Raw genomic sequence first — 20,631 nt, 5'->3', positions numbered from 1 at the left:
AATAATATATAGGGGTATCCGACGGCAAGAATACTGGAGCCAACGCCATTAATAAATAAAGAAATAAGAAACAGGTATCTTATCATCATATTAATCTTGTTTTATGGTTGTATAATAAAATTTATTATTGTAATTGTTTAAATATTTCAGACACTCATGTTCATTTTTGGCAGAGCAAATAATGTACCCCATTTTTTCAGTGTAATGGGAGTTGGAAAAATAACAGCCCGTTTCGGCATATTGCTCCCATTCAATCACATGCTCATCAATAATTTCGTCTATAGGCGTTATGGATTTTACTTCTCCAATCGGCGGGTTAAAAATGATCATCCCAATACAATTGAGATTAGGGTTATTTATGGAGAAAGCAGACTCTTTGCCAATCGAAGCTGGGGAAATTAATGCATTGATAAAGACATCAAAGGCATGCTTACTATAGGCTTGCGCATGAAGGTCGAATAGTCTGAGTCCTGGTGGACGTGATGCGGTTTCGCAAAGTATGAGATTACCGGTATTTTCTTCAATGAAGATTTCAGTATGAGTAAAACCGTATTCGAGATTGAATGCCTGCAATACCCGGTGGTTAAATTCAAACAACTTATGGCTATCTGGAGAATCTGGCAACATGGTATGCCACATAAAATGCTCAGGTTTGGTTTGATCGGAAGAGAGTAATGAACAGGCATAAACTCCGATGCCTTGATAGATAATCTTATGCTGGAATACTGCTGCATCAACATGCAGTAACTTACCCTGGATTTTTTCTTCCACTAGATACTCTTCAGGTGCATTCAGTTCCTGTAATGCATAAAACAAGGAAGTGCGATCTGGATATTCGGTCACACCCATTGATCCCCAAAATGAGCGTGGTTTTACAATAAAACCGACTTGATTGCCTTTGTGTCTGGCAGAATTCTCAACGGATTCAGTAAAAGACTCGAAATATTCAGGTGAAGTGAGCATCTCTGATGCCAGAGTGAATTTGGGACAAAATAGCCCATGTTCATTGGCCATCTTGCGCATGACCCATTTATCTCTAAATGATTGGGCTATACCAATGATGTGGGTATCCTGGTTAATATAAGCAGCGATAGCGGCCATTAATTCAACATGAAGCTCAGAAAATGCCATGAAATAGTCGATGTGAATTGGAGCTGTGGGAATTGAGAGTGTGTCTTTGACCTGTTTCAGTGCTTCTATTATTTTTTTACAGGCATGATTAGCTAATGGATCATCAACGACTAAATATGCCAATGCTAAAGAACAATCCGTTGAATCTAACCATTTTTTCTTGACCAACAGAATAACATTTAAATGCTGTTGATAGCAGAGTCGAATAAAATACTCACTATCTTGAATATCTGGCATACAGAAAATAGTTGGCTTCCCGCGATGAAAACTAGCCTGATTATTGATATGTATTTCTGGAGACATAGTTTTACCTTAATCTATTGGCAGGATCACAGCCTTTAATGCAGTCGCAAGTAATTACGGGATACATTTTTTTACGGAACAGTGAGAATTTATCACCATGCCAAATATCAGAGAGTGAATTCTCCAGGAGATTCCCCATAACATACTGTTCAGGGTTTGGCCGATACATCGTAGTGTCGCAAGGGTAGACTTTTCCTGTTACGGCATCAATAAATAGTGTTGTCAGGGGAATAGCGCACGCTTTTTTACTGGAAGCGTTATAATGCCCCATTTCAGCTCGGCAATAATCTTCTTCATTACGGCCGAAAATTTCGTAGTTGGCATCCATAAATAAATGACGTGGAAATTTTTTGCTTTCCAATAGGGTATTTATTTTCTGCATAAATAATTTAATTTGGATAGTATTTAAAAACAGCATAGGGTAATCTTTAATCGGAATAAGATTAACACCATCAACTCGCAGTTCGGCCATTTTAAGTAGGAACTTATCGATAGTGTCGTAATTTAATGAAGTGACAACATGATTGACGACAATAACGGAACCTGGTATTTCCTGCTTAATATATTTCATTGCATCATAGAGATTGTTTGTTAACCAACGAATGCCGCGTGATTCACCGTTTTTTTCAGGTTCTACATGATCAATTGAGATGTAAAATTTTTTGACGAGATGGCTCTTGTTCTGTATACGATTGAAGATCTTATTGGATAAAGCGGTTCCATTAGTGGTGATAGAAATAGGTGTTTTTTTATTACAATCAAGAATAGTCAGAAAATCTTTCGACAAAAAAGCTTCTCCCCCATGAATATTGACTTCCTGTGGTGAGAGCGCTTCTAATTCTTGCCAAAGTTTAGCCATATCTATTTGTTTATGCGCATCAATCTGAGCAGTTTGCCATACATCGCAAAATTCGCAACGTGCATTACAAATGTTATTTATACGTATAAATGCATAGTTAAGTTTGGGGGTGGCAAAAAGCTTTTCCGGATCCAGACCAATCGGATATTTAGCAATGGCAATTGTTTCTTCCATATTATTTTCCATTTGTTTATAAATTCAAAAGTGATAATTATCGCTATTAATAAAAAATCAAATAAATATAATTTGTTATTGTTTTTTTATAGATTTGCGACTCTATAGAAGTTTCACATATAATCAATATCAAAAACGAACACTTATGATATTAATTTTTGTAAATATCAATTTTATTGAAAATTGATGGAGTGTTTATTTATATAATTTATTTGATGGTGGTTTTTTAATGGTGTTTAATAATTTATTAGGAGACAATCATTCCCTCATATATCCAGAGGCGATACTGCCCCTGGATATAACTGATTAGTGTGGATCTTGCTCACTAAATTGTCTTTTTAAACAAACAATTTCCGGTAATAGTTCAATGAGCAATCCTATTTGCTGTAGTATAAGCTGGACTTTACTGTTACTTTCAGAAGGTATCAGATTAATTTTTTCTAACATATTATTCACCTTGGCTTGCAATGTAGCATCATTTACCAGGCCTTGTTCTAATGTGGATTCAACATAACAGATTGCATTATTAAGAATTTCTAAGATTGCCGGATCGTTAAGTTTATCTCGATGGGCACCTAATGCAGAAATATAACTTAACATGGTGTGATTGAGGCATAGCAGACGAAAAGCGGCTTCTTGGGAAATACGATAATTTTTGGGTTCCGATGCCATATTTGAGATCACTGATGCCAGTTCAGCATCACAATTGTGAGCTTCACGACGGGCGACCCGATAATTCAGGCTATTACTTTTGCCTTGGTGGTATTGGATTAAAATTGCACTAAGATAGCGGCAATTAGCTCCCATTGTGCGGGTAATCACTTGAGGCAATTGACGGAACTTCCAATCTGGCCAGATAAAACTAACAGCAAGTAAAGCAATACCACAACCTACTAATGTATCAATGATTCTTGGCAGCGCTACTTCAAACCCTTCGCCTAATAAATTGAAACTCAGTAATACCAGCAAAGTGATAAAGAGTGTTGCATGTGCATATTGGCTATTACGAAAGACAAAGAACAGCATACCAGAAATAACAATCAACACTAATTGGCCTTCAATGGAAGGGACAAAATAGAGAATGGGCAGGCCAATTAAAATTCCCGCCAGTGTACCAATCACACGTAAGGCCAGACGGCGGCGAGTGGCGCTATAGTTCGGTTGGCAGACAAATAAACTGGTGAGCAAGATCCAATATCCACGCTGTAAATCAAATAGCTGAATAATGGCATAACCAGTACACAGCAAAATGGACATACGAATAGCATGGCGAAATAGGGCAGATTGTGGTGTCAGGTGACTTCTGATCCTAAACCAGATATCACGCCAGCCAGTTAAAGCCTCCTCGGATAACTGTGTTTCTTCTTGTTTATCTTTTAGAAAGGTGTTCTGAGAAAGAAGATATTGATCTGAACCCAGCCCGGCTAATTGGGCGTCAATGGCACGTAAATTTTTCAACAAATTATCAAATGCCATCATCTTAGTGTCAGTGCCTTGCTGATTTCTTAAACGTTCAATCGAACTTTCAAGGTAGCTGAATGCACTTTCAAACCGTGGGTTATGTTGATATTGCTTACGCAGGATAATAGATTGTGCAACCTGTTCACATGCCCGGGCTTGCATGGAAAGCAATCTCTGGACGCGGAACATAATATCGCTATGGCGAAACACTTCACGTAGTTTTTGATATTGAACATGGGATGAACTGGCACGTTCATGGATATCCTGGGCCACAAAATAATAATGCAATGTATGGCGAGTCCCCCGTTGTCCTCTGTCTCCCTTTAAACGACTTAACAAAGAACTTTTGGCCTGATTGAACGTGGCGACTAATGCACTGTTCGCCATGGCAACATCAAACATTGATTGTTTATATTCCTCAGCCTCAGAATCGGGATCAAACAGGCTGTTTTTGGTATAGAGATACGCTGAAAGTTGCTGATAACAGCGCGCTAAATTTTCTTGCAAGGGACGGATCGGAAATAATAAATGGCCTGTTAATGTTAATAAGTTATACCAGATTGCTCCGGTAAGCAGTAATAAAGGCTGTTGATACCAGACAGGGAAGATTGACGAACCGAGCATGGTATAAATGGCGATTAGCAAAGCACCAAAAGCGATCGTGGCGTAACGTTGCCCTAATGCTCCAAGCAGAATAAAACCACAAGTGGATACAGCTAAACCAGGCATAAAAAGCCATGGATAAGGAAACAGCAATGTAATAGAAGCGGAAGCAACAAAGAAAGAAATTAAGGTAATGGTGAGGTTACGTAATCGGCCAACTAAACGGTCATCCAAATCGGTTAATGCTGCCGCAACAACACCCAGTAGCAGTGGAATGATTATTTTGAGTTCTTCCCCTAATAACCAGGGAATAAGGGTGGTTCCTGTTAGTGCAATGAATATACGGATATAATAGAGGGTATGACTGTTATACAGAAAATGGCGGGAACTGGATAAAACCGTTAGCACAAAATACCCCTAGCAACCTTGACGTGATGAAGAAGTTCAACAATTTTCAGGTACGGTGCCATGACAATAGAACTAAAATCAACGCAAATCGGCCAACGCCTCGCGCAGCATCCTTATAATCGGGTACGTCTACTTAATGCTGGCATTGAAATTAGCGGTGATAAGCACCAGTACCTTATCCCATTTAATCAATTAATTGGTATCCAGTGTAAGCGAGGGATTGTTTGGGGGGAACTGGAATTTGAACTGCCAGAAGGAAAAGTGGTTCGCTTGCATGGCACTGAATGGCAGCAAACACAACGTTTTTATCATTATCTATTAAAAGAATGGCAAAAATGGAGCCTCGCCATGAGCGAAGTCAGTGCTGATGTTTTGGCCGCTCAAGTAAATGATATAACTAAAGTCAAACAACAGAATCGTTGGCTGAAAACTACGGATTTAGCTTCCGTGCAGCAACAAATTCAGGAAACATTTCAGGCTTTACCTTTGCCATTACAACGAGTCGCACAATTTGAAAATTGTCGTGACAATTATAAGATTTGTCTGGATTGGTCAGAAGAAGGCGAAAAAATAATCCAAACGCTGAACCGGCAATGGGTTGATCATATGCGGGTACAATATGGACAATTTTTCCAGACAATAGAAGTGTCACCACTTGATCGTCTCAGTGTCAGGCAGTGATTAATGGTGAACAAAATATTCTGGTATTAGCGGGGGCGGGCAGTGGGAAAACTGCTGTTTTAATTGCGCGTTCAGGGTGGTTATTGTTACGTCAATACGCACTTCCAGAGCAAATTTTGTTGTTGGCTTTCGATTGCCAGGCTGCTGATAAAATGAATGAACGTATTCAGACTCGTTTAGGAACCCAAGAAATAAAAGCCAAAACATTTCATGCCCTGGCATTGCATATTATTCAGCAAGGCAGTAATAAGTCACCAAAAATTAGCGAGCTGGAAATTAATATGCAAAAGCGCCGTGATTTTCTCATTCAAGAATGGCAAAAACAGTGTGGAGAAAAAAAAGCACAGGCTAAAGGTTGGCGAGAATGGTTGAATGCAGAATTGAATTGGCAATTGCCGGAAGGTGAATATTGGCATGATAGGTCATTGACGTCTCGTTTATCGGTTCGTTTAGAAGGTTGGCTGGAATTAATGCGTATGCAGGGTGGCAGCCAAAAAGAGATGTTTGAACAGGCACCTGCTGCTTATATTGATGCATTTCAGAAGCGTCTGCGGCTGATGGCACCTTTGCTGAAAGCCTGGAAATCGGCATTGAAATCTGAGGGCGCGATCGATTTTTCTGGTTTGATCCATCAGGTGGTGAATATTTTACAGAAAGGTCGATTTATCAGCCCGTGGAAACATATTCTGGTGGACGAATTTCAGGATATTTCTCCTTTGGGGATCAAATTATTAACGGCATTGCAGGCACAAAATAAGCAAAGTCATTTATTTGTTGTGGGAGATGATTGGCAGGCAATCTATCGCTTTAGTGGCACTGAATTATCGTTACCGACAGCATTTTCAACCTATTTTGGTAAAGGAGCTGAATGTGCATTGGATACGACTTATCGTCTTAATGACCGTATTAGGGAGATTGCCAACCAATTTGTGCAACAAAATCCTTATCAATTAAAAAAGCCTCTTAGTAGTCTGACGAAAGGCAATAAAAAATCGGTTGTTATTTTACCGGAAGAGCAATTAGAGGCATTACTTAATAAAATGAGTGGTTATGTTACCCGACAAGAAACCATCTTATTATTGGCTCGCTATCACTATCTCAAACCCGAATTATTGAAAAAAGCGCCGACGCGCTGGCCAAATTTGAAGATTGAATTCATGACAATTCATGCGGCTAAAGGGCAGCAAGCGGATTATGTCATTATATTGGGATTGCAACAGGGCAAAGACGGTTTTCCGGCGCCGGAAAGGGAATCTGTGATAGAACAAGTTCTATTGCCACAACCTGAAAATTTCCCTGATGCGGAAGAGCGTCGTCTTTTATACGTCGCATTGACACGAGCAAAAAAGCAGGTTTGGCTAATGCAGAAGCTGAAAAACTCTTCTATTTTCATTCATCAACTGGCGCAATTGGGCGTACCGATTCAACGTAAGCCCTAAATTTCACCCTGATGGCTGTTGAAATCACTTCAATCTCTCATTGAGATAGCGCTGATAATCTGGCACGCTAATATCAACATCTTGAGAGAAAAGTGCTGAATTGATAAGAAAATCGGCAGTTGAACAGTTTGTTGCGACAGGAATATTCCAAACCGTTGCCACGCGTAGCAGCGCTTTAACATCAGGATCATGAGGAACCGCGTTCAAAGGATCCCAAAAGAAGATTAAAACATCGATTTTGCCTTCCGATATCAGCGCACCGATTTGTTGGTCGCCTCCCATTGGCCCACTCAACATACTTGTTACAGACAATCCTGTTTTCTGCTGAATTAAATGCCCCGTCGTTCCTGTGGCATATAAAGTATGCTTTGCTAACAAAGCCTTGTGGGTATTAACCCAGGCCAGCAGGGAATTTTTACAATGATCGTGTGCGACAAGAGCAATATTTTTCGATTCAGCTAAGGTGCGACCAGTTGATTCCATAGAGATACCTTTATATGAATACAATCTCGACTTTTATTGAGTTGAATGACATAGCCGCTCCTTTATAACTTTAAATCGCCAAAAATAGAGAAATAAAGGAACAAAAGGCTATGTCACAGCAAGATTTTATCATTTGGGTGTTTTGTTGGGTAGACGATAATTTAACGGCGTTACAGCAAGGCACACGATTACGAAGCCGGGGGCACCCACCTAAGATGAGCGATGCCGAAGTCATCACGATGGAAGTGATTGGTGAATTCTTAGGGTTTTCAACAGATAAAGGGATTTGGAAATACTTTTTTGACCACTGGCGCGAGTGGTTTCCGGGACTGGGCTCACGCGCCAATTTTGCTAAACAGGCGGCAAATCTTTGGGTTGTCAAACAAAAGCTGCAAGAGCAGCTGGCGACGTTATTGGGCGCGCTCGACAGACCGGTGCATATTATCGACGGATTTCCCCTGCCCGTCTGTGGATTCAAAAGAGCGAAAGGCAGCGCCAACTTTAAAGGGCAAGCGGATTATGGATATTGTGCCGCCAAGAACGAAACATACTACGGCTTTAAGGGGCATCTGATGATAGATGAAACCGGCGTAGTCACGGGGCTCACGTTAACACCTGCGAGCGTCAGTGAGCGTGAAGCGGCCTGGGATTTGTCCGTCCCGATAAAAGGCTATTTGCTGGGCGATAAAGGGTATTTAGGCGTTGAGTTTAAACAGGAAATGAAAAAGCAGGGCATTGAGATGATTACGCCGGTGCGTGCCAATATGGATGATCCGATCCCCAGGGAAATCAGAAAGCGTATTAATGACAAACGCCGTTTAATTGAAACCGTGATTGGTCAACTCGCCGGGCAATTTGCTATCGAGAAGTGCTGGGCGCGGGATTTGTGGCATTTGGGTAATCGAATTGCCAGAAAACTGCTTTCTCACACGTTGGGTATTTTTGCCAATTTTAAACAAGGTAAAAGTCAACGCGACTGGCTTCAACAAGCCAACGTTATAGGATGTTAAAGTCGAGCATCGCGTTAAATTATTTATCATAAACACTGTAGCAGATAAACCAAATGAAAAATGCTGAGAGGAGATGGGAGGACAAAATGAGTGATCAACATATAGCGAATATATTGGTAAAGGTAAAAACCATCGCGTTAGTCGGAGCGAGTGAGAAAACAGATCGTCCAAGTTATAAGGTTATGGAATACTTACTGAATCAGGGGTATAAAGTTATTCCTGTCAGCCCTAAACTGGCAGGGCGGACTTTATTGAACCAGCCTGTTGTGAGGCAATTATCTGATATTAAACAACCCGTCGATATGGTTGATGTATTTCGTAACGCAGAAGCTGTTTATGGTGTTGCGGAGGAAGCAATTGCCATTGGTGCCAAAGTTCTTTGGTTACAAAAAGGCATTATCAATGAAGAAGCAAAATTATTGGCGGAAAATGAAGGGCTAGACGTTGTGATGGATCGTTGCCCAAAAATTGAAATCCCGCGGTTGGGGATGGAAAAGTGAATAAGGCGGCGATTGGTTCATTATTCACCACCTTACTGTTATGCATTGGATAACGGTAATAAAAGTATTTAATTTCGTAGTCGTGGAGCTTGTAATTGACTGCGGATAGATTCGGCTAACTCATCCAGAGAAGATTGTTCTGGATGTTCATCTGATGTTTCGTAAGTCAATTGGGCCTCTGCCAAATAAGTATGGATAGGTTGACCATCATCATCTTCCATCACAACGTGATACCACGGCGCTGAACGTAAGGTAGCATTAGATGCAATATCATTTTCCTGCGGCTGTTCTAAAGAATATTCAGCATCAATATCTACAATAACACCCAAGTAACCCAGCAATCTATGTCGTACTTGCTGGCCGATACCAAATTTGCTGGCGATCATCATAGCCACCTCCAAAGAAACCTTGCAATGACTCTTATATAAGGGCGGTAAGGTGAATTTCAAGCGCACTCCCGGTAACGGTAGCCGGAATTTTGCATGATTTTTGAAATCAAGATAGCATGTGACCGCCATCTCATAATTTCAGGTTAGCTGTTGCGTATATAAAATACAATAACAAAAGCAGGTTTAACGTTTCAAAGTTCTTACCATCTTATCCGGGAGGAATATAACGATGACTAAATGCAGCATGACTATTTATGTTTACGGAAAGGTACAGGGAGTTGGATTCCGTTATCACACTTACCATTGGGCAAAGAAAAATAAGCTGGTGGGATATGTTCGTAATATGAATGATGGAAGTGTGAAGATTGTCGCTTGTGGCAATGATGGACAAATCAAAATGTTAACACATTGGCTAGAGCGGGGTGGGCCTCCTGGTGCCAAAATAGAACATTTTCAATCTCAGTTTTGTGAAGTAGAAGAAATGAGTGATTTTAGCATCCGCCATTAGCGGCGGATGAATAGATCAAATACATTTGACTGGCTTGGGAAGGCCTGCAATTTTTGTTGCTTGTTTTGCAGGCCCTTTGGGAAACAGGCGATAGAGGTAACGGCTATTCCCTTTCTCCTCCCCATATTTTTGGGCGATCGCTTTGACGAGCATACGAATAGCGGGTGAAGTATTAAATTCTTCATAGAACTCACGTACAAAACGGATAACTTCCCAATGCTGTTCGGTTAGAGCGATTGATTCCTGCTCGGCAATGATAGGAGCCATGGCTTCTTGCCAATCACGGTAGTTTTTTAGATAACCTTGTGCATCAGTTTCGATCTCACGACTTTCAAATACCAACATAACTTTTTACCATCTAATAACGATGGCCGCAATTTAGCAAAAATCACTACTATCCCCAAGAAAGATTACCAAAAATGCTGAATAAATAGACCAAGAGACAGTGTTGTGAATAAATTAACGGCAGTTGAACAGACAAATACTTTACATTGGGAACGGTGATGTTTATAGTGCTCGACATCGCGGAGGGGTGGCCGAGCGGCTGAAGGCAGCGGTCTTGAAAACCGCCGATGGGAAACCATCCGAGAGTTCGAATCTCTCCTCCTCCGCCATTTACACTTCTTCTAACGTCTCCTAAAGTCCACTTTTTCAAGTAAAATCAATAAATAATAATAAACCCAAGTCTCCTAATATCTCACTAACGTCTTCTGAAAGCGACATGAAATTGTGTATAGTTTTGTGTATAGTTTTTCCTATACATATCTTCCTATACACATGGGTGAAATGATGAAGCTAACAGACGTGGCAATTAAGAGAGCCAAGCCAGAAGCAAAGTCTTATACGCTATCTGACGGAAATGGGCTTTGGTTGTTGATAGAACCAAATGGATCTAGAGGTTGGCGATTCCGTTATCGTTTTGACGGTAAACAGAAGATGATTTCTTTAGGTACTTACCCTGAGGTATCTTTAGCGGAAGCAAGGCAAGGAGAAGCAGAGTGCCGCTCTAGCTGATGGCGTTAATCCTTCTGAAGATAGAAAGCAGAAGAAGCGAGAAAGCGCTATCATGTCTGAAAATACTTTTGAAAAAATTACTCTTGAATGGTACGAAAAACGCAAAGATAGGTGGTCGGCAGGGTATCGCGCTGACATGATGAGTGCTTTTGAAAATGACGTCTTTCCTTATATTGGCAATAGACCAATAGCAGATATAAAGCCCTTGGAATTACTGGATGTTCTTTCGAGAATGGAAAAACGTGGGGCGACTGAGAAGTTAAAAAAAGTCCGTCAACGTTGTGGCGAAGTTTGGAAATACGCAATTATCACCGGTCGAGCTGAGTATAATCCAGCCCCCGATCTTGCCAGTGCTTTTATTCCCCACAAAAGAGAGCACTACCCTCACCTTGATGTTGATGAGTTACCCGAATTCCTAAAATCCATTGATAAGCACATGGGCAGTCAGGTTGTTAGACATGCACTGAGAATTTTAATTATTACCGGAAATTGCGCCCTGGTGAATTAAGAAAATTAGAGTGGAGTGAAGTTGATTTAGAAAAGAAGGTTATTCAAATCCCTGCGGAAAGAATGAAGATGCGTAGGCCGCACCAGCGTACCTTTGTCAGATCAGGTGGTGACTTTGTTTCAGCAATTAATCCCAATTAGTGGTGAATACCAATATGTATTCCCTAGTCGAACTGATTATAAAAAACCTCTCAGTGAAATGGCTATGAATACCATGATGATGAAGCGTATGGGGTATGGCGGTAGAGCTACGGGGATGGGTTCCGGCACACTATGAGCACTGTACTACATGAACAACGTTTCCCTTCTGAATGGGTGGAATTGCAGCTTGCTCATGTTGATAAAAATACTATTAGGGGCACGTATAATCATGCCCTTCATTTGGATGGACGCAGGGAAATGCTTCAATGGTACGCTGATTTTATGGAAGCGCTCGAACGAGGCGAAAATGTGGTACATGGCAAATTTGGGAAACGAGCCTAACTGGATGAATAGACAGAGGTAATTGACTTTAGTAGACTATACAATATGTTAAAGAATAAAGCTATGTCTAGGGTCGCTCCCGAAAACCCGCACACCTCTACGGGCTGGCATAGCTCCTACTAAATAGAGGGTGTGGGGTAGCATATGGATATTAAATCGATTGATTTTGATTTGATCAATTACCATGCAATGCAAATCCTTCAATTTTATCGAGATATAAGGCTATGTGCGTTAGCTTCTATAAGGATAAGCACTGACACTATTGAAGGTAAAATGGAAACGGCAAAAAAATGTGAGAAGGTCTTAGAAAAATTTTCACTTGATGTAAAAATTAATGATTCACATAAAATCATTAATGATTTTATATCCACGGCTTCTATTAACCGGGCTATTGAATTGCTTGGAATGGAATATAATTACAACGTAAATTTTTATGAGTATAGTCTTTATTTTTTATCCATTGATGGATATAAAGAAACAAAATGTGATAGCGGCGAGTTTAAGAAAATTGATGACATACAATTATTATGTAGAATAGCAAATCATTTTGCAGCATACTTAGCTAAATTTGATTTAACAAACTATTTAGAGAGAAAAATAATTTTTTTAGAAAAATATAAAGAAAAACTGCAAGATGTACTAGAGTTAAATACACATTGGATTTTATCCTCAAATACAAATGAGGATTATTATAATATTATAAATGGAGACAGCAATTTAAATCCTATAGTTATAGATTCAAAAATAAACACACTTAAAAATGAACTAATAACTAAAAGAGATGATGAAACAAAAAGAGAAAGAGTGCTTCTTTCTGAAATTGCAAAATCCCTCTTGAGTTATGATAAAGAGGGCATTCAAAAAGCGTTACTTCTAATATCTGCATCACCCATGCTAAATAATTACATTGACCCAAGAACAATCTCTAGGATTGTAAAAAAAACAAAGGAAAGCAAAGAAAAAAAACATAATTCTTTAATATATTATAATGAGGTTATAAGTGAAAATAAAAACAAAATAAAAGAGTTGGTAAGATCACAATGCTACTTTCCCGATACGAGAAGAGGTCAATATGTAAACCCGCTTTCCAGTAGAAAACATTTATTGAGGCATAAATTTGAGTATGAGTTGGAAAACCTATAAAGGACAAAGATAGAGAGACAATCACTCATTTTTGTCATGACTCTCTACTTTCTTATAGAATTAGTTATTAACATGGCATATTAGTGTGCATATTTATATTAATGTGTCATTTCTTGTTCAATAAAATTAGCTTAGCATTCCCTGAAATCAAATAACGTCCATTAAGACATATCTAGGACTAGATAACGGGAGGGCTACATGCCAGCAATAACACCACTTAAAGAAAATCTTATCCGCTTACCCGAAGTTCAACGCAGAACTGGCTACGGTAAAGCGTGGATCTACAAACTTATTGCAGATAATAGATTCCCTAAACAAGTCAAAATCGGCACTCGTTCAGTTGCTTTTATTGAGTCAGAAATAGATGACTGGATATCACAACGCATCGCTGAATCTCGCAGTGAGGTGATGTAATGCCGAAATTTATATTACCTACCGACGAACAGCGGAAATATATTCTTTCCGCTTATGGTGAAATTGAACGGCGAATAAGAGAAAGGGAACGGGAGAAAATATCCGGTATTTCTCGCAGTCATTGCCATAAATTAGAAAGATTAGGTTTATTCCCGCCCCGCTGTCATTTTGGGCGTAACTCCTGTGCTTGGTTGCTCAGTGATCTACTTCATTGGGTTCGTAACCCGCCAACAGTAGAGAATGTAAATAACCCCTATAGCCGAAAATCAAATTAATTAAGACAGGGTAAGAATATGACATCTAAAAAGGTGGCTTTAAATGGTCAGGGACTCGCTCACTCTGAAAACAGCCAGAACGATATTTCAGTTATCCGTAAAGTGGTTATTTCCGGTGACTGGTCATCGATTAATAGGGGTATTTGTACACTCACTGATTTGGGCTTGCGTCACAATGGACAAGGGTTGGTCTGGATTAATTCTGGTGTGTCGGTTCACGATGCGGATAGTGATACAGGGCTGACGGGGAGGGATAAGCAGTCCTATGAGTATTATTCAGAGGTGTGCTCAGTTAACCATTTGAATAGTGGTAACTATTATGGATTTGTCCAGCTAAAAGATATTGATAGCTATGCCCTAAATATCATCGCTTCAATCAGTTCCGAATATCACACGCGCAAAAATGGTGTGCCCTTAACGACGTTCGCATTACTGATTGAGCAAAAACAACGAAAACAAGCGGTGGATAATTGGGTTTTATACCGCAATCCAAACCAGCCGGACAAATACACTATTCTCAATAAGCAGCACCATCATGAACTGGCGAAGTGCTATCAGGCGAAAGGCTGGAAGCGTGAGCCGTTGGAATATCTGAGCAGGCTGATCCGCAATGATGCCGAATTTAGCAAACTCATGCGCAGGCTGGGTTATGTCAAAGTTCGTACTCGTCAGATTACAGGTGAATATCAATTGTTTTGGGTTTATCGGCACAAAGATAAAGGATTCAAAGAGGTGTGCTCAAAACAATCACGTGAAAACAATAAGATAACTCCATTTGTCCAGTATACAAAACGACCAATAAAAACATTTAAGCGCATTGCTGTAGATGGTCAGTGGCTCTATGTCTATGCCGATCACATTCGCTTTCTGACTAAAAAGCGCCACCGTGTCGAGGGCGTTCGGGTTCAGGGGTATACAGCTAATGGTATTGAGGTGAGAGAAATAAAATGATGCGCGGAAGCAATTTTATCGATTTAAGTTATCCAATTATTTCTGGTGACTCCTTGAAGTTAAGGAGTTCTCAATCTCAGAGGCTCACCTCTTTAAGAGGTATGGTTATAAAATACTCAGTATGCTTAGCATACCAAGCTGTAGCCGAGGTCCTCACTTTGGCTGGCTCAATGGCCACTGAATCAATGACCAATGAATACTCAGCGAAATTTTCCGTTCAGTTACACCTACAGCAACTCATTGATTTGTCCGAGGCCGTCACTTTGGTTTTCCAATCATCGGCTGAAATTTTAGCTGATGGGTATGCGAAAAATTTCTCACACCTCAATAACTCATTGATAAATATCCAGACGCCATATTTGGCGTTTGGTCATAGTTTAGGCTCCCCGATAATTTCGGGGTGGCTACCTAACCCATTGATATTTAATCAAGCTGCAAATATGCAGTCTGGTCATAATTTGACCACCGAAAATATCGGTATGCAAACAGGTGATTATTTGTGCCGACGAAATTCGTCGCTGCAAAATCCAATGTCCGATAATCGGACTTTGCGGGTTACTATTAGTTACTCGCAAACTTTGCAGGGCAGTAATACTGACTCACAGAATTTGCACACCTCATTAAGGGTTGCACAAACTTTGCTCGTATCATTTAGCGACGCGCAAACTTTGCAGTCATCATTAAGAGGAGCACAAAAAGAAAAGGATAGCACGGCGAATGCTACCCTTTGGGATCACGCAAATTTGCGTCATGAATTAAATCAAACAGTTAACTACCCCTCTTTAAGAGGGTCAGTCAACCAAGTCAATATTATTGCCTTGGTTATTTATTGCTCAGATGAAGTTTTGGCTTTGCGTTGCTGGAGTTCTTCCTGCGCAACACTGATAAGCAGTCTTATTTCTTCATTGGCTTTTGTGCCGATTTCTTCAACACGGGCAAGGGCATCAAGGGAGGAGAGCAGCGGATCTTTGCAATCGCCCTCACTTTGGCGGCGGGCTATTTCTCCACGCATAGCAGTAACAATAAATCTGGCGTTGCTTTCATTATCTTGTTTTACCTCTTCCATTCCCTCCATTACATCATGTGGTACACGGACGGTAGTTAACTGTGACTTTGCATTTTTGTTTGGCGTTGGCATTAATGAAACTCCTTACAATAAGTGTGTTTCATTATACACAAAAAAGAAATACAAAAAAGCCTTGACGTGTGTTTCTCATAGAAATAACATGAAACACACCTTGAATGTTCAAGGAATACAAATAGCGAAGCCCAGTAGTGCGCGAACACTAACTGGGCCTCTAACCAATAACGTAAAGGAGGCTTACGCTATGGATACCCCACAGCATAACCAAACTCGCCTTAAATTTACATTCCTAATTGCATTCGGCACTCAGCGGCTGGTGGATATTCACCCGGTGCGCCTGATTACCGTACTGGCAGACAGTGAAGGTGAAGCCCGTCTACTGGCAGGTATTCCCTCTCTGGTATTCGTCTCTCGTCAAGCATGGGATATCGGTATCGATACCCCTTTCAACCATAGCGATATGTCTACCGTTCAGGGGGTGAACCATGCGTAACCCCACCCCCCATGACTATTACACCCATAAGAACGGAGATACCGTTCAGGTGCTGTCAGTTGCCTTTAATCGCGTGACGTTTGTCCGTGAAGGGTATCAAAGCCCGTGCACCATGCCTTTAAGCCGTTTCACTAAAGAACACACCTACGCAGGGAGAGCCTGATTATGTCTGATATTTATAACCACTTGGTACGTACTAATCTCAGCACGATGGACACTGAAGAACTGAAAGACTTACGCAAGCATTCAGACGGTGCACATAGCGCAGTGATGGCGGCGATGTCGGCAATGGGCGAACTGGCTTTCTGGTCAGCCGATAACGAAAACTATGACAATCGTCAGGCAAGAGAGGATTTACGTCGTATCGGTGAAGCGCTGATGTATTTACCACGGATCGCCGAAGCTCTGAATGACACAGCGCAGCATGCAGATTTTGAAATTCATCACCGGGAGGGATTTCCAAAATGGTAAGTCATATTGAAGTCAGAAAGGGTTTTCGTCGCGTAGGTGAAGCACTAACCGGGGGTGAAGAATGAGCAAGCTTATCACCCTTCATCAAGCGGCTGAAAAGGCGCAACAACTCGAATTTATTAACCAGCTGATTGAGTCATACCCCCATCGAATAGAGGGCAGTGAAATAGCCGTTATTTCTTCGTTAATGGCGAGGTTATCCGGTGATATTGCGGTGTTTTTGATTGAGGAAGCTAACAAGACAGCGGAGGGGATGGAATGAGTGCGGAGCAAAAACGCCTGATTGAGTGCTTAATTGAAATACCCCAGGCAAAAACTGAGCAGATAATCACTTTACTTTCTACATGGTTGGATGCGGAACGAGATAACGAAACGCGCAATATGATTTGTGTCGCTTTAACGTGCGCACGAGAAATTGACCAGTCACTGAATGACGCTATGGAGGGTAAGTAATGAACAAATATCACACTGAAATTATCGGAGCAGACGTAAATGTCATGAAGCGCAACGAGAACGGGATATTTGAGCATAGTGGCCTGATACCGTTGGCAGATATTCCCACTCGTGCTAATGCCGGTGAATGGGATAACGAAAAAGTGTTAGGAATGCGCCTGATTGCAGAATATTTAGACCACGCACAGGGCGATCCAGAGAAAGATTTACTTGCTTTCCGCTGGCTGGTCGCAACGCTTTACATCATGGAAACCACCGCCAAAAACAAGATGCCTTACTACTGTAATCATGGCGTGTCATTGCCTTTGCTAATGGACTGTGAACGCTTTGCCATGGCAAACAATATCGAGGGCGCGCTGCTTGAGCGGTTCGGTAAGGTGCAAGGCACAGAGAACGCCATCTTAATGTACAGCGGCATGCTGGACGATAACGGCCCTTTAAAGCTGTCACCAATGGGGGTTGAGGTGATGGATAACCTACACGAAGCCTTTACGCTTGATGTTGCCAATGGCGCTCTGAATAACGCCACACCAACAGTACACTAAGGGGGAAGTATGGCACTCATAACAAAAAACTTCCGCCTCAACGCACTGGCGAACACCTACGCAGCCAAGGGAGCATTTCAATGAAATCTATTGATGTTCGGTCAGTGAAAACAGCGGCGCAAGGGCAGTGGCAAGGGGTGCTGGCAGCCTGTGGGGTGGATGTTCCGGCAAAGGGTAAGCATGGTGCTTGCCCGATATGCGGCGGTACTGACCGCTTTCATTTCATGGACGACCACGATAACGGGGACTGGCACTGTCGCCAGTGTGATAACCCGAATTACGGGGATGGCTTTGATTTACTGATGAGGGCGAAGGGAATAACGATCACAGAGGCGGTGAAAGCGGCTTCTGAGGCGCTGGTGCCACCTTTACCTGAACCCAAGCCCGCCAGAAAGGAGGCTCCGAAATCGGAGGCTCCTCCGATAGCCGAAAAGGTTAACAAGTTGCTTGCTCAATCGGTTTTCGGACAATCTGATTATCTGACTAAAAAGGGGCTGCAATGCCCCGATCAGAAGCTATTGAAAGATGGCTCGTTGTTACTGGTCACTCAGGTATTAGACGGCACAATTACCGGTGCTCAGGTCATTAAGCCGAATGGTGAAAAGCGCCTTGTTTCTGGTACCCGGAAAAAGGGGAGTTTTATCCCCTTATCCCCCATTACTGGAACGCCGGACACGATCATTATTACCGAGGGTTACGCCACCGCTTTAACCGTAAACCAGTTACATGAGGGATTAATACTGGCAGCAATTGATGAAGGCAATTTATCCACGGTTGCCGGACTGGTGAGAGAACGATGGTCAGAAGCAAAAATCATTCTGGCGGCAGATAACGACTGGCACACACCGGACGAACTGGACGACAAGGGTAAACCCAAAAAGAATGTCGGCAAGATAGCGGCAGAGAAGACCGCCAGGGCTATTAACGGCTGGGTATCGTTACCACCGACAGAGCATAAAGCCGACTGGGACGATTATCGCCAGCAAAACGGCATCGAGGCAGCAAAACAGGCATTCAGTAACGGGTTGTATCCGGTGGGGAAGAAGGAGCCAATGTCAGTGGTGATTAATTTAGAAGCATATCGCGAGAAAGAACAGGATCCGCTGATACCGTTTGTTGATGTGCGCAATGAGGGGATTTTTTACGTGACACCGAAGTTAGACAAGGAAACGGGTGAAATCGTCAAATCAGAACAATGGCTGTGCTCACGGGTTGAGGTTATCGGAACAGGCATTGATGAAAATGATGAGCGATACCTGATTGTTCGCTGGGAAGCAACCGGCAATAAGGAGCCGATCACCAAAGGGATTGCGTCAGCCGATATCGGTGAGCGCGAAGGCTGGCGGATACTCAAGGCAGGGGGCGTACAGGTAACAACCAAAAGTCATCTCAGGGCGACCCTGGCTGACTGGTTAATCCGCAGCCATACCAGGGACATCTGGAGTATCACAGCAAAATCAGGCTGGCATGAAGGCGCCTACATTATGCCGGATGGCTCAGTGATTGGCATTCCCCGGCAACCGGTCTTGTTTAACGGGGGAAGTGCGTCAGCAAATGCCTATACCGTCTCAGGAACGCCGGAAAGCTGGCGTGAGCATGTAGCAACACTGGCGAATAATAACCCGTTTATGATGCTGGGTATTGCAACTGCATTAGCTGCGCCTCTGGCGGGCATTGTCGGGGCTGATGGCTTCGGCATTCATCTGTATGCTCAGTCAACCGCAGGTAAAACGACAACCGCCGATATTGCCACCAGTTTATACGGTGAACCCGATAAGCAGCGTCTGACATGGTACGGAACTGCGTTAGGTATTGCCAATGAAGCCCTGGCACACAATGACGGCCTGTTATCGCTGGATGAAGTCGGACAGGGCGCGAACCCGAAACATGTTCACATGTCAGCCTACACGCTGTTTAACGGAAAGGGCAAAATTCAGGGCGCGAAAGAAGGCGGTAACCGCCCTATGGCAAGCTGGCGAACAGTGGCTATCAGTACTGGTGAAAAAGATATCCCCACGTTCCTCATTGAAGCGGGCATTAAAATTAACGCCGGGCAATTGGTCAGATTACTGAATATTCCGATGGAACGCGCCAAAGAGCTACACGGCCTGGAAAATGGCAAGGCACATGCTGACGCCTTAAAACAGGGTTGCCGGGAACACCACGGAGCAGCAGGCAGGAAATGGATTGATTATTTGTCCTCACATCAAAAAGAAGCCAGGCAAGCCTATATTGACGCCCAAACCCGATGGGGCAAGTTAATTCCTGAAAGCTACGGTGAGCAGGTGCAGCGGGTTAGTGATCGCTTTGCGGTGCTGGAAGCGGCCATGCTGTTAGGGCGCGTTGTGACCGGGTGGAGTGAGCGCGAGTGCCGGGATGCCCTGCAATATATCTTTAATGTCTGGGTGGCTGAGTTTGGCACCGGGAATAAAGAGCTTGAGCAAATTGTGGAGCAGGCCGTTTCATTTTTGAATGTTCATGGCATGAGCCGTTATGCCCCGTTGCCTTATGACGAAAGGGATCTACCGATACGGGATTTAGCGGGTTACCGGGAGAAGAAGGGGGTTCATGATGATGCGCCGATTGTTTTCTATACGTTGCCTGGCACATTCAAACAGGAGATCGCCAAAGGGTTTAACGTGGATATGTTCGCGGATACGTTAGTGAAAAATGGCATTCTCAGGAAGCCGGCCAGTGGCAGGAGCTTTCAGGGAAAGACACCGCGCCTTAAGCACTTGGGGGGTATCCAGCAACGGGCTTATATCATGGTATTGGTGCCAGAACCCGACGACGAATAATTTCTCATGTGAGGGTTAAACCTGTTGTCTCAGTTGTCTCAGTTGTCTCAT

At 42.4% G+C, this 20,631-nt stretch carries 21 protein-coding genes, 1 tRNA gene and 2 pseudogenes; 17 read left to right on the top strand and 7 right to left on the bottom strand.

What is annotated here, in order from left to right; genetic code table 11:
• Nucleotides 1-90: 90 nt before the first annotated feature.
• From ACSJJG_RS11800 to yccS, 3 genes are all read right to left on the bottom strand, one after another.
• Entirely contained in the window at nucleotides 91-1,434 is a 1,344-nt protein-coding gene (locus tag ACSJJG_RS11800; protein ID WP_481089450.1) for an ATP-grasp domain-containing protein, read from the bottom strand.
• A 4-nt stretch (nucleotides 1,435-1,438) separates the two neighbouring features.
• A complete protein-coding gene (locus ACSJJG_RS11795) occupies nucleotides 1,439-2,467 on the bottom strand; it encodes a radical SAM protein (protein ID WP_481089449.1) in 1,029 nt (342 codons plus the stop codon).
• A 306-nt stretch (nucleotides 2,468-2,773) separates the two neighbouring features.
• Nucleotides 2,774-4,939 carry a YccS family putative transporter gene (yccS, locus tag ACSJJG_RS11790; protein ID WP_481089448.1) on the bottom strand — a complete coding sequence of 722 codons (2,166 nt, stop codon included), beginning with the start codon at nucleotides 4,937-4,939 and terminating at the stop codon, nucleotides 2,774-2,776.
• A 66-nt stretch (nucleotides 4,940-5,005) separates the two neighbouring features.
• On the opposite strand from yccS, the pseudogene helD reads away from it, so the two are divergent.
• Nucleotides 5,006-7,059, top strand: a pseudogene (gene helD, locus ACSJJG_RS11785) (DNA helicase IV).
• Nucleotides 7,060-7,083: 24 nt separating this feature from the next.
• On the opposite strand, the gene mgsA reads toward helD, so the two are convergent.
• Complete coding sequence (gene mgsA, locus ACSJJG_RS11780) at nucleotides 7,084-7,542, bottom strand: methylglyoxal synthase (protein WP_481089447.1); 459 nt, start codon at nucleotides 7,540-7,542, stop codon at nucleotides 7,084-7,086.
• Nucleotides 7,543-7,652: 110 nt separating this feature from the next.
• Here mgsA and ACSJJG_RS11775 point away from each other — a divergent pair, with 110 nt between their 5' ends.
• Together ACSJJG_RS11775 and ACSJJG_RS11770 are read left to right on the top strand one after the other, a co-directional pair.
• Entirely contained in the window at nucleotides 7,653-8,552 is a 900-nt protein-coding gene (locus ACSJJG_RS11775) for an IS982 family transposase (RefSeq protein WP_481089446.1), read from the top strand.
• A gap of 86 nt (nucleotides 8,553-8,638) precedes the next feature.
• A complete protein-coding gene (locus tag ACSJJG_RS11770) occupies nucleotides 8,639-9,052 on the top strand; it encodes a CoA-binding protein (protein ID WP_481089445.1) in 414 nt (137 codons plus the stop codon).
• 68 nt (nucleotides 9,053-9,120) lie between these two features.
• On the opposite strand, the gene hspQ is transcribed toward ACSJJG_RS11770, so the two are convergent.
• Nucleotides 9,121-9,441, bottom strand: a complete 321-nt coding sequence (hspQ, locus tag ACSJJG_RS11765; protein ID WP_187651412.1) for a heat shock protein HspQ — start codon at nucleotides 9,439-9,441, stop codon at nucleotides 9,121-9,123.
• Between the two features lie 229 nt (nucleotides 9,442-9,670).
• Here hspQ and yccX point away from each other — a divergent pair, with 229 nt between their 5' ends.
• A complete protein-coding gene (gene yccX / locus ACSJJG_RS11760) occupies nucleotides 9,671-9,949 on the top strand; it encodes an acylphosphatase (protein WP_481089444.1) in 279 nt (92 codons plus the stop codon).
• A gap of 15 nt (nucleotides 9,950-9,964) precedes the next feature.
• Here yccX and tusE read toward each other — a convergent pair whose 3' ends face one another.
• The gene (gene tusE / locus ACSJJG_RS11755; protein ID WP_481089443.1) at nucleotides 9,965-10,294 is read right to left on the bottom strand and encodes a sulfurtransferase TusE; all 330 of its coding nucleotides are present in this window, start codon (nucleotides 10,292-10,294) and stop codon (nucleotides 9,965-9,967) included.
• 181 nt (nucleotides 10,295-10,475) lie between these two features.
• Between tusE and ACSJJG_RS11750 the strand changes: the two genes are divergently transcribed.
• The 6 genes and pseudogenes from ACSJJG_RS11750 to ACSJJG_RS11725 all read left to right on the top strand — a co-directional run bounded on the left by ACSJJG_RS11750 (nucleotide 10,476) and on the right by ACSJJG_RS11725 (nucleotide 14,736).
• A tRNA-Ser gene (locus ACSJJG_RS11750) sits at nucleotides 10,476-10,563 on the top strand.
• 175 nt (nucleotides 10,564-10,738) lie between these two features.
• Nucleotides 10,739-11,953 (top strand): annotated as a pseudogene (locus tag ACSJJG_RS11745) (tyrosine-type recombinase/integrase).
• Between the two features lie 144 nt (nucleotides 11,954-12,097).
• Entirely contained in the window at nucleotides 12,098-13,096 is a 999-nt protein-coding gene (locus tag ACSJJG_RS11740) for a hypothetical protein (RefSeq protein WP_189760830.1), read from the top strand.
• 198 nt (nucleotides 13,097-13,294) lie between these two features.
• Nucleotides 13,295-13,510 (top strand): helix-turn-helix transcriptional regulator, encoded by a 216-nt coding sequence (locus ACSJJG_RS11735; protein WP_047767012.1) that lies wholly within the window; start codon nucleotides 13,295-13,297, stop codon nucleotides 13,508-13,510.
• A complete protein-coding gene (locus ACSJJG_RS11730; protein WP_189760829.1) occupies nucleotides 13,510-13,785 on the top strand; it encodes a helix-turn-helix transcriptional regulator in 276 nt (91 codons plus the stop codon). The genes ACSJJG_RS11735 and ACSJJG_RS11730 overlap by 1 nt, the downstream gene beginning before the upstream one ends.
• A gap of 18 nt (nucleotides 13,786-13,803) precedes the next feature.
• Nucleotides 13,804-14,736: a hypothetical protein gene (locus tag ACSJJG_RS11725; protein ID WP_189760828.1), complete on the top strand. Its 933-nt coding sequence runs from the start codon at nucleotides 13,804-13,806 to the stop codon at nucleotides 14,734-14,736.
• Nucleotides 14,737-15,562: 826 nt separating this feature from the next.
• On the opposite strand, the gene ACSJJG_RS11720 is transcribed toward ACSJJG_RS11725, so the two are convergent.
• Nucleotides 15,563-15,874, bottom strand: a complete 312-nt coding sequence (locus tag ACSJJG_RS11720) for a YlcI/YnfO family protein (protein WP_189760827.1) — start codon at nucleotides 15,872-15,874, stop codon at nucleotides 15,563-15,565.
• A 190-nt stretch (nucleotides 15,875-16,064) separates the two neighbouring features.
• Here ACSJJG_RS11720 and ACSJJG_RS11715 point away from each other — a divergent pair, with 190 nt between their 5' ends.
• The 7 genes from ACSJJG_RS11715 (at nucleotide 16,065) to ACSJJG_RS11685 (ending at nucleotide 20,580) form a co-directional block, all read left to right on the top strand.
• The gene (locus ACSJJG_RS11715; RefSeq protein ID WP_189760826.1) at nucleotides 16,065-16,313 is read left to right on the top strand and encodes a hypothetical protein; all 249 of its coding nucleotides are present in this window, start codon (nucleotides 16,065-16,067) and stop codon (nucleotides 16,311-16,313) included.
• Nucleotides 16,306-16,476 carry a DUF4222 domain-containing protein gene (locus ACSJJG_RS11710; RefSeq protein WP_189760825.1) on the top strand — a complete coding sequence of 57 codons (171 nt, stop codon included), beginning with the start codon at nucleotides 16,306-16,308 and terminating at the stop codon, nucleotides 16,474-16,476. Before ACSJJG_RS11715 ends, ACSJJG_RS11710 begins: the two co-directional genes overlap by 8 nt.
• A 2-nt stretch (nucleotides 16,477-16,478) precedes the next feature.
• Nucleotides 16,479-16,784 carry a hypothetical protein gene (locus ACSJJG_RS11705; RefSeq protein WP_189760824.1) on the top strand — a complete coding sequence of 102 codons (306 nt, stop codon included), beginning with the start codon at nucleotides 16,479-16,481 and terminating at the stop codon, nucleotides 16,782-16,784.
• Nucleotides 16,785-16,845: 61 nt separating this feature from the next.
• Entirely contained in the window at nucleotides 16,846-17,046 is a 201-nt protein-coding gene (locus ACSJJG_RS11700) for a hypothetical protein (protein ID WP_189760823.1), read from the top strand.
• Nucleotides 17,043-17,237 (top strand): hypothetical protein, encoded by a 195-nt coding sequence (locus ACSJJG_RS11695; RefSeq protein ID WP_189760822.1) that lies wholly within the window; start codon nucleotides 17,043-17,045, stop codon nucleotides 17,235-17,237. Before ACSJJG_RS11700 ends, ACSJJG_RS11695 begins: the two co-directional genes overlap by 4 nt.
• On the top strand, nucleotides 17,237-17,782 hold the full coding sequence (locus ACSJJG_RS11690; RefSeq protein WP_189760821.1) for a hypothetical protein: 546 nt from the start codon (nucleotides 17,237-17,239) through the stop codon (nucleotides 17,780-17,782). The genes ACSJJG_RS11695 and ACSJJG_RS11690 overlap by 1 nt, the downstream gene beginning before the upstream one ends.
• Before the next feature lie 80 nt (nucleotides 17,783-17,862).
• On the top strand, nucleotides 17,863-20,580 hold the full coding sequence (locus ACSJJG_RS11685) for a TOPRIM and DUF927 domain-containing protein (RefSeq protein ID WP_189760820.1): 2,718 nt from the start codon (nucleotides 17,863-17,865) through the stop codon (nucleotides 20,578-20,580).
• Nucleotides 20,581-20,631: the final 51 nt, after the last annotated feature.

The sequence above is a fragment of the Xenorhabdus sp. SGI 60 genome (assembly GCF_056632175.1).
This window is presented reverse-complemented; position numbering and strand designations above follow the sequence as displayed.

Bases quoted from the DNA above. Each gene is read 5' to 3' on its own strand.
- ACSJJG_RS11800 (WP_481089450.1), bottom strand. From the start codon at position 1,434: ATGTCTCCAGAAATACATATCAATAATCAGGCTAGTTTTCATCGCGGG.
- ACSJJG_RS11795 (WP_481089449.1), bottom strand. From the start codon at position 2,467: ATGGAAGAAACAATTGCCATTGCTAAATATCCGATTGGTCTGGATCCG.
- mgsA (WP_481089447.1), bottom strand. From the start codon at position 7,542: ATGGAATCAACTGGTCGCACCTTAGCTGAATCGAAAAATATTGCTCTT.
- ACSJJG_RS11775 (WP_481089446.1), top strand. From the start codon at position 7,653: ATGTCACAGCAAGATTTTATCATTTGGGTGTTTTGTTGGGTAGACGAT.
- ACSJJG_RS11770 (WP_481089445.1), top strand. From the start codon at position 8,639: ATGAGTGATCAACATATAGCGAATATATTGGTAAAGGTAAAAACCATC.
- hspQ (WP_187651412.1), bottom strand. From the start codon at position 9,441: ATGATGATCGCCAGCAAATTTGGTATCGGCCAGCAAGTACGACATAGA.
- yccX (WP_481089444.1), top strand. From the start codon at position 9,671: ATGACTAAATGCAGCATGACTATTTATGTTTACGGAAAGGTACAGGGA.
- tusE (WP_481089443.1), bottom strand. From the start codon at position 10,294: ATGTTGGTATTTGAAAGTCGTGAGATCGAAACTGATGCACAAGGTTAT.
- ACSJJG_RS11740 (WP_189760830.1), top strand. From the start codon at position 12,098: ATGGATATTAAATCGATTGATTTTGATTTGATCAATTACCATGCAATG.
- ACSJJG_RS11735 (WP_047767012.1), top strand. From the start codon at position 13,295: ATGCCAGCAATAACACCACTTAAAGAAAATCTTATCCGCTTACCCGAA.
- ACSJJG_RS11730 (WP_189760829.1), top strand. From the start codon at position 13,510: ATGCCGAAATTTATATTACCTACCGACGAACAGCGGAAATATATTCTT.
- ACSJJG_RS11725 (WP_189760828.1), top strand. From the start codon at position 13,804: ATGACATCTAAAAAGGTGGCTTTAAATGGTCAGGGACTCGCTCACTCT.
- ACSJJG_RS11720 (WP_189760827.1), bottom strand. From the start codon at position 15,874: ATGCCAACGCCAAACAAAAATGCAAAGTCACAGTTAACTACCGTCCGT.
- ACSJJG_RS11715 (WP_189760826.1), top strand. From the start codon at position 16,065: ATGGATACCCCACAGCATAACCAAACTCGCCTTAAATTTACATTCCTA.
- ACSJJG_RS11710 (WP_189760825.1), top strand. From the start codon at position 16,306: ATGCGTAACCCCACCCCCCATGACTATTACACCCATAAGAACGGAGAT.
- ACSJJG_RS11705 (WP_189760824.1), top strand. From the start codon at position 16,479: ATGTCTGATATTTATAACCACTTGGTACGTACTAATCTCAGCACGATG.
- ACSJJG_RS11700 (WP_189760823.1), top strand. From the start codon at position 16,846: ATGAGCAAGCTTATCACCCTTCATCAAGCGGCTGAAAAGGCGCAACAA.
- ACSJJG_RS11695 (WP_189760822.1), top strand. From the start codon at position 17,043: ATGAGTGCGGAGCAAAAACGCCTGATTGAGTGCTTAATTGAAATACCC.
- ACSJJG_RS11690 (WP_189760821.1), top strand. From the start codon at position 17,237: ATGAACAAATATCACACTGAAATTATCGGAGCAGACGTAAATGTCATG.
- ACSJJG_RS11685 (WP_189760820.1), top strand. From the start codon at position 17,863: ATGAAATCTATTGATGTTCGGTCAGTGAAAACAGCGGCGCAAGGGCAG.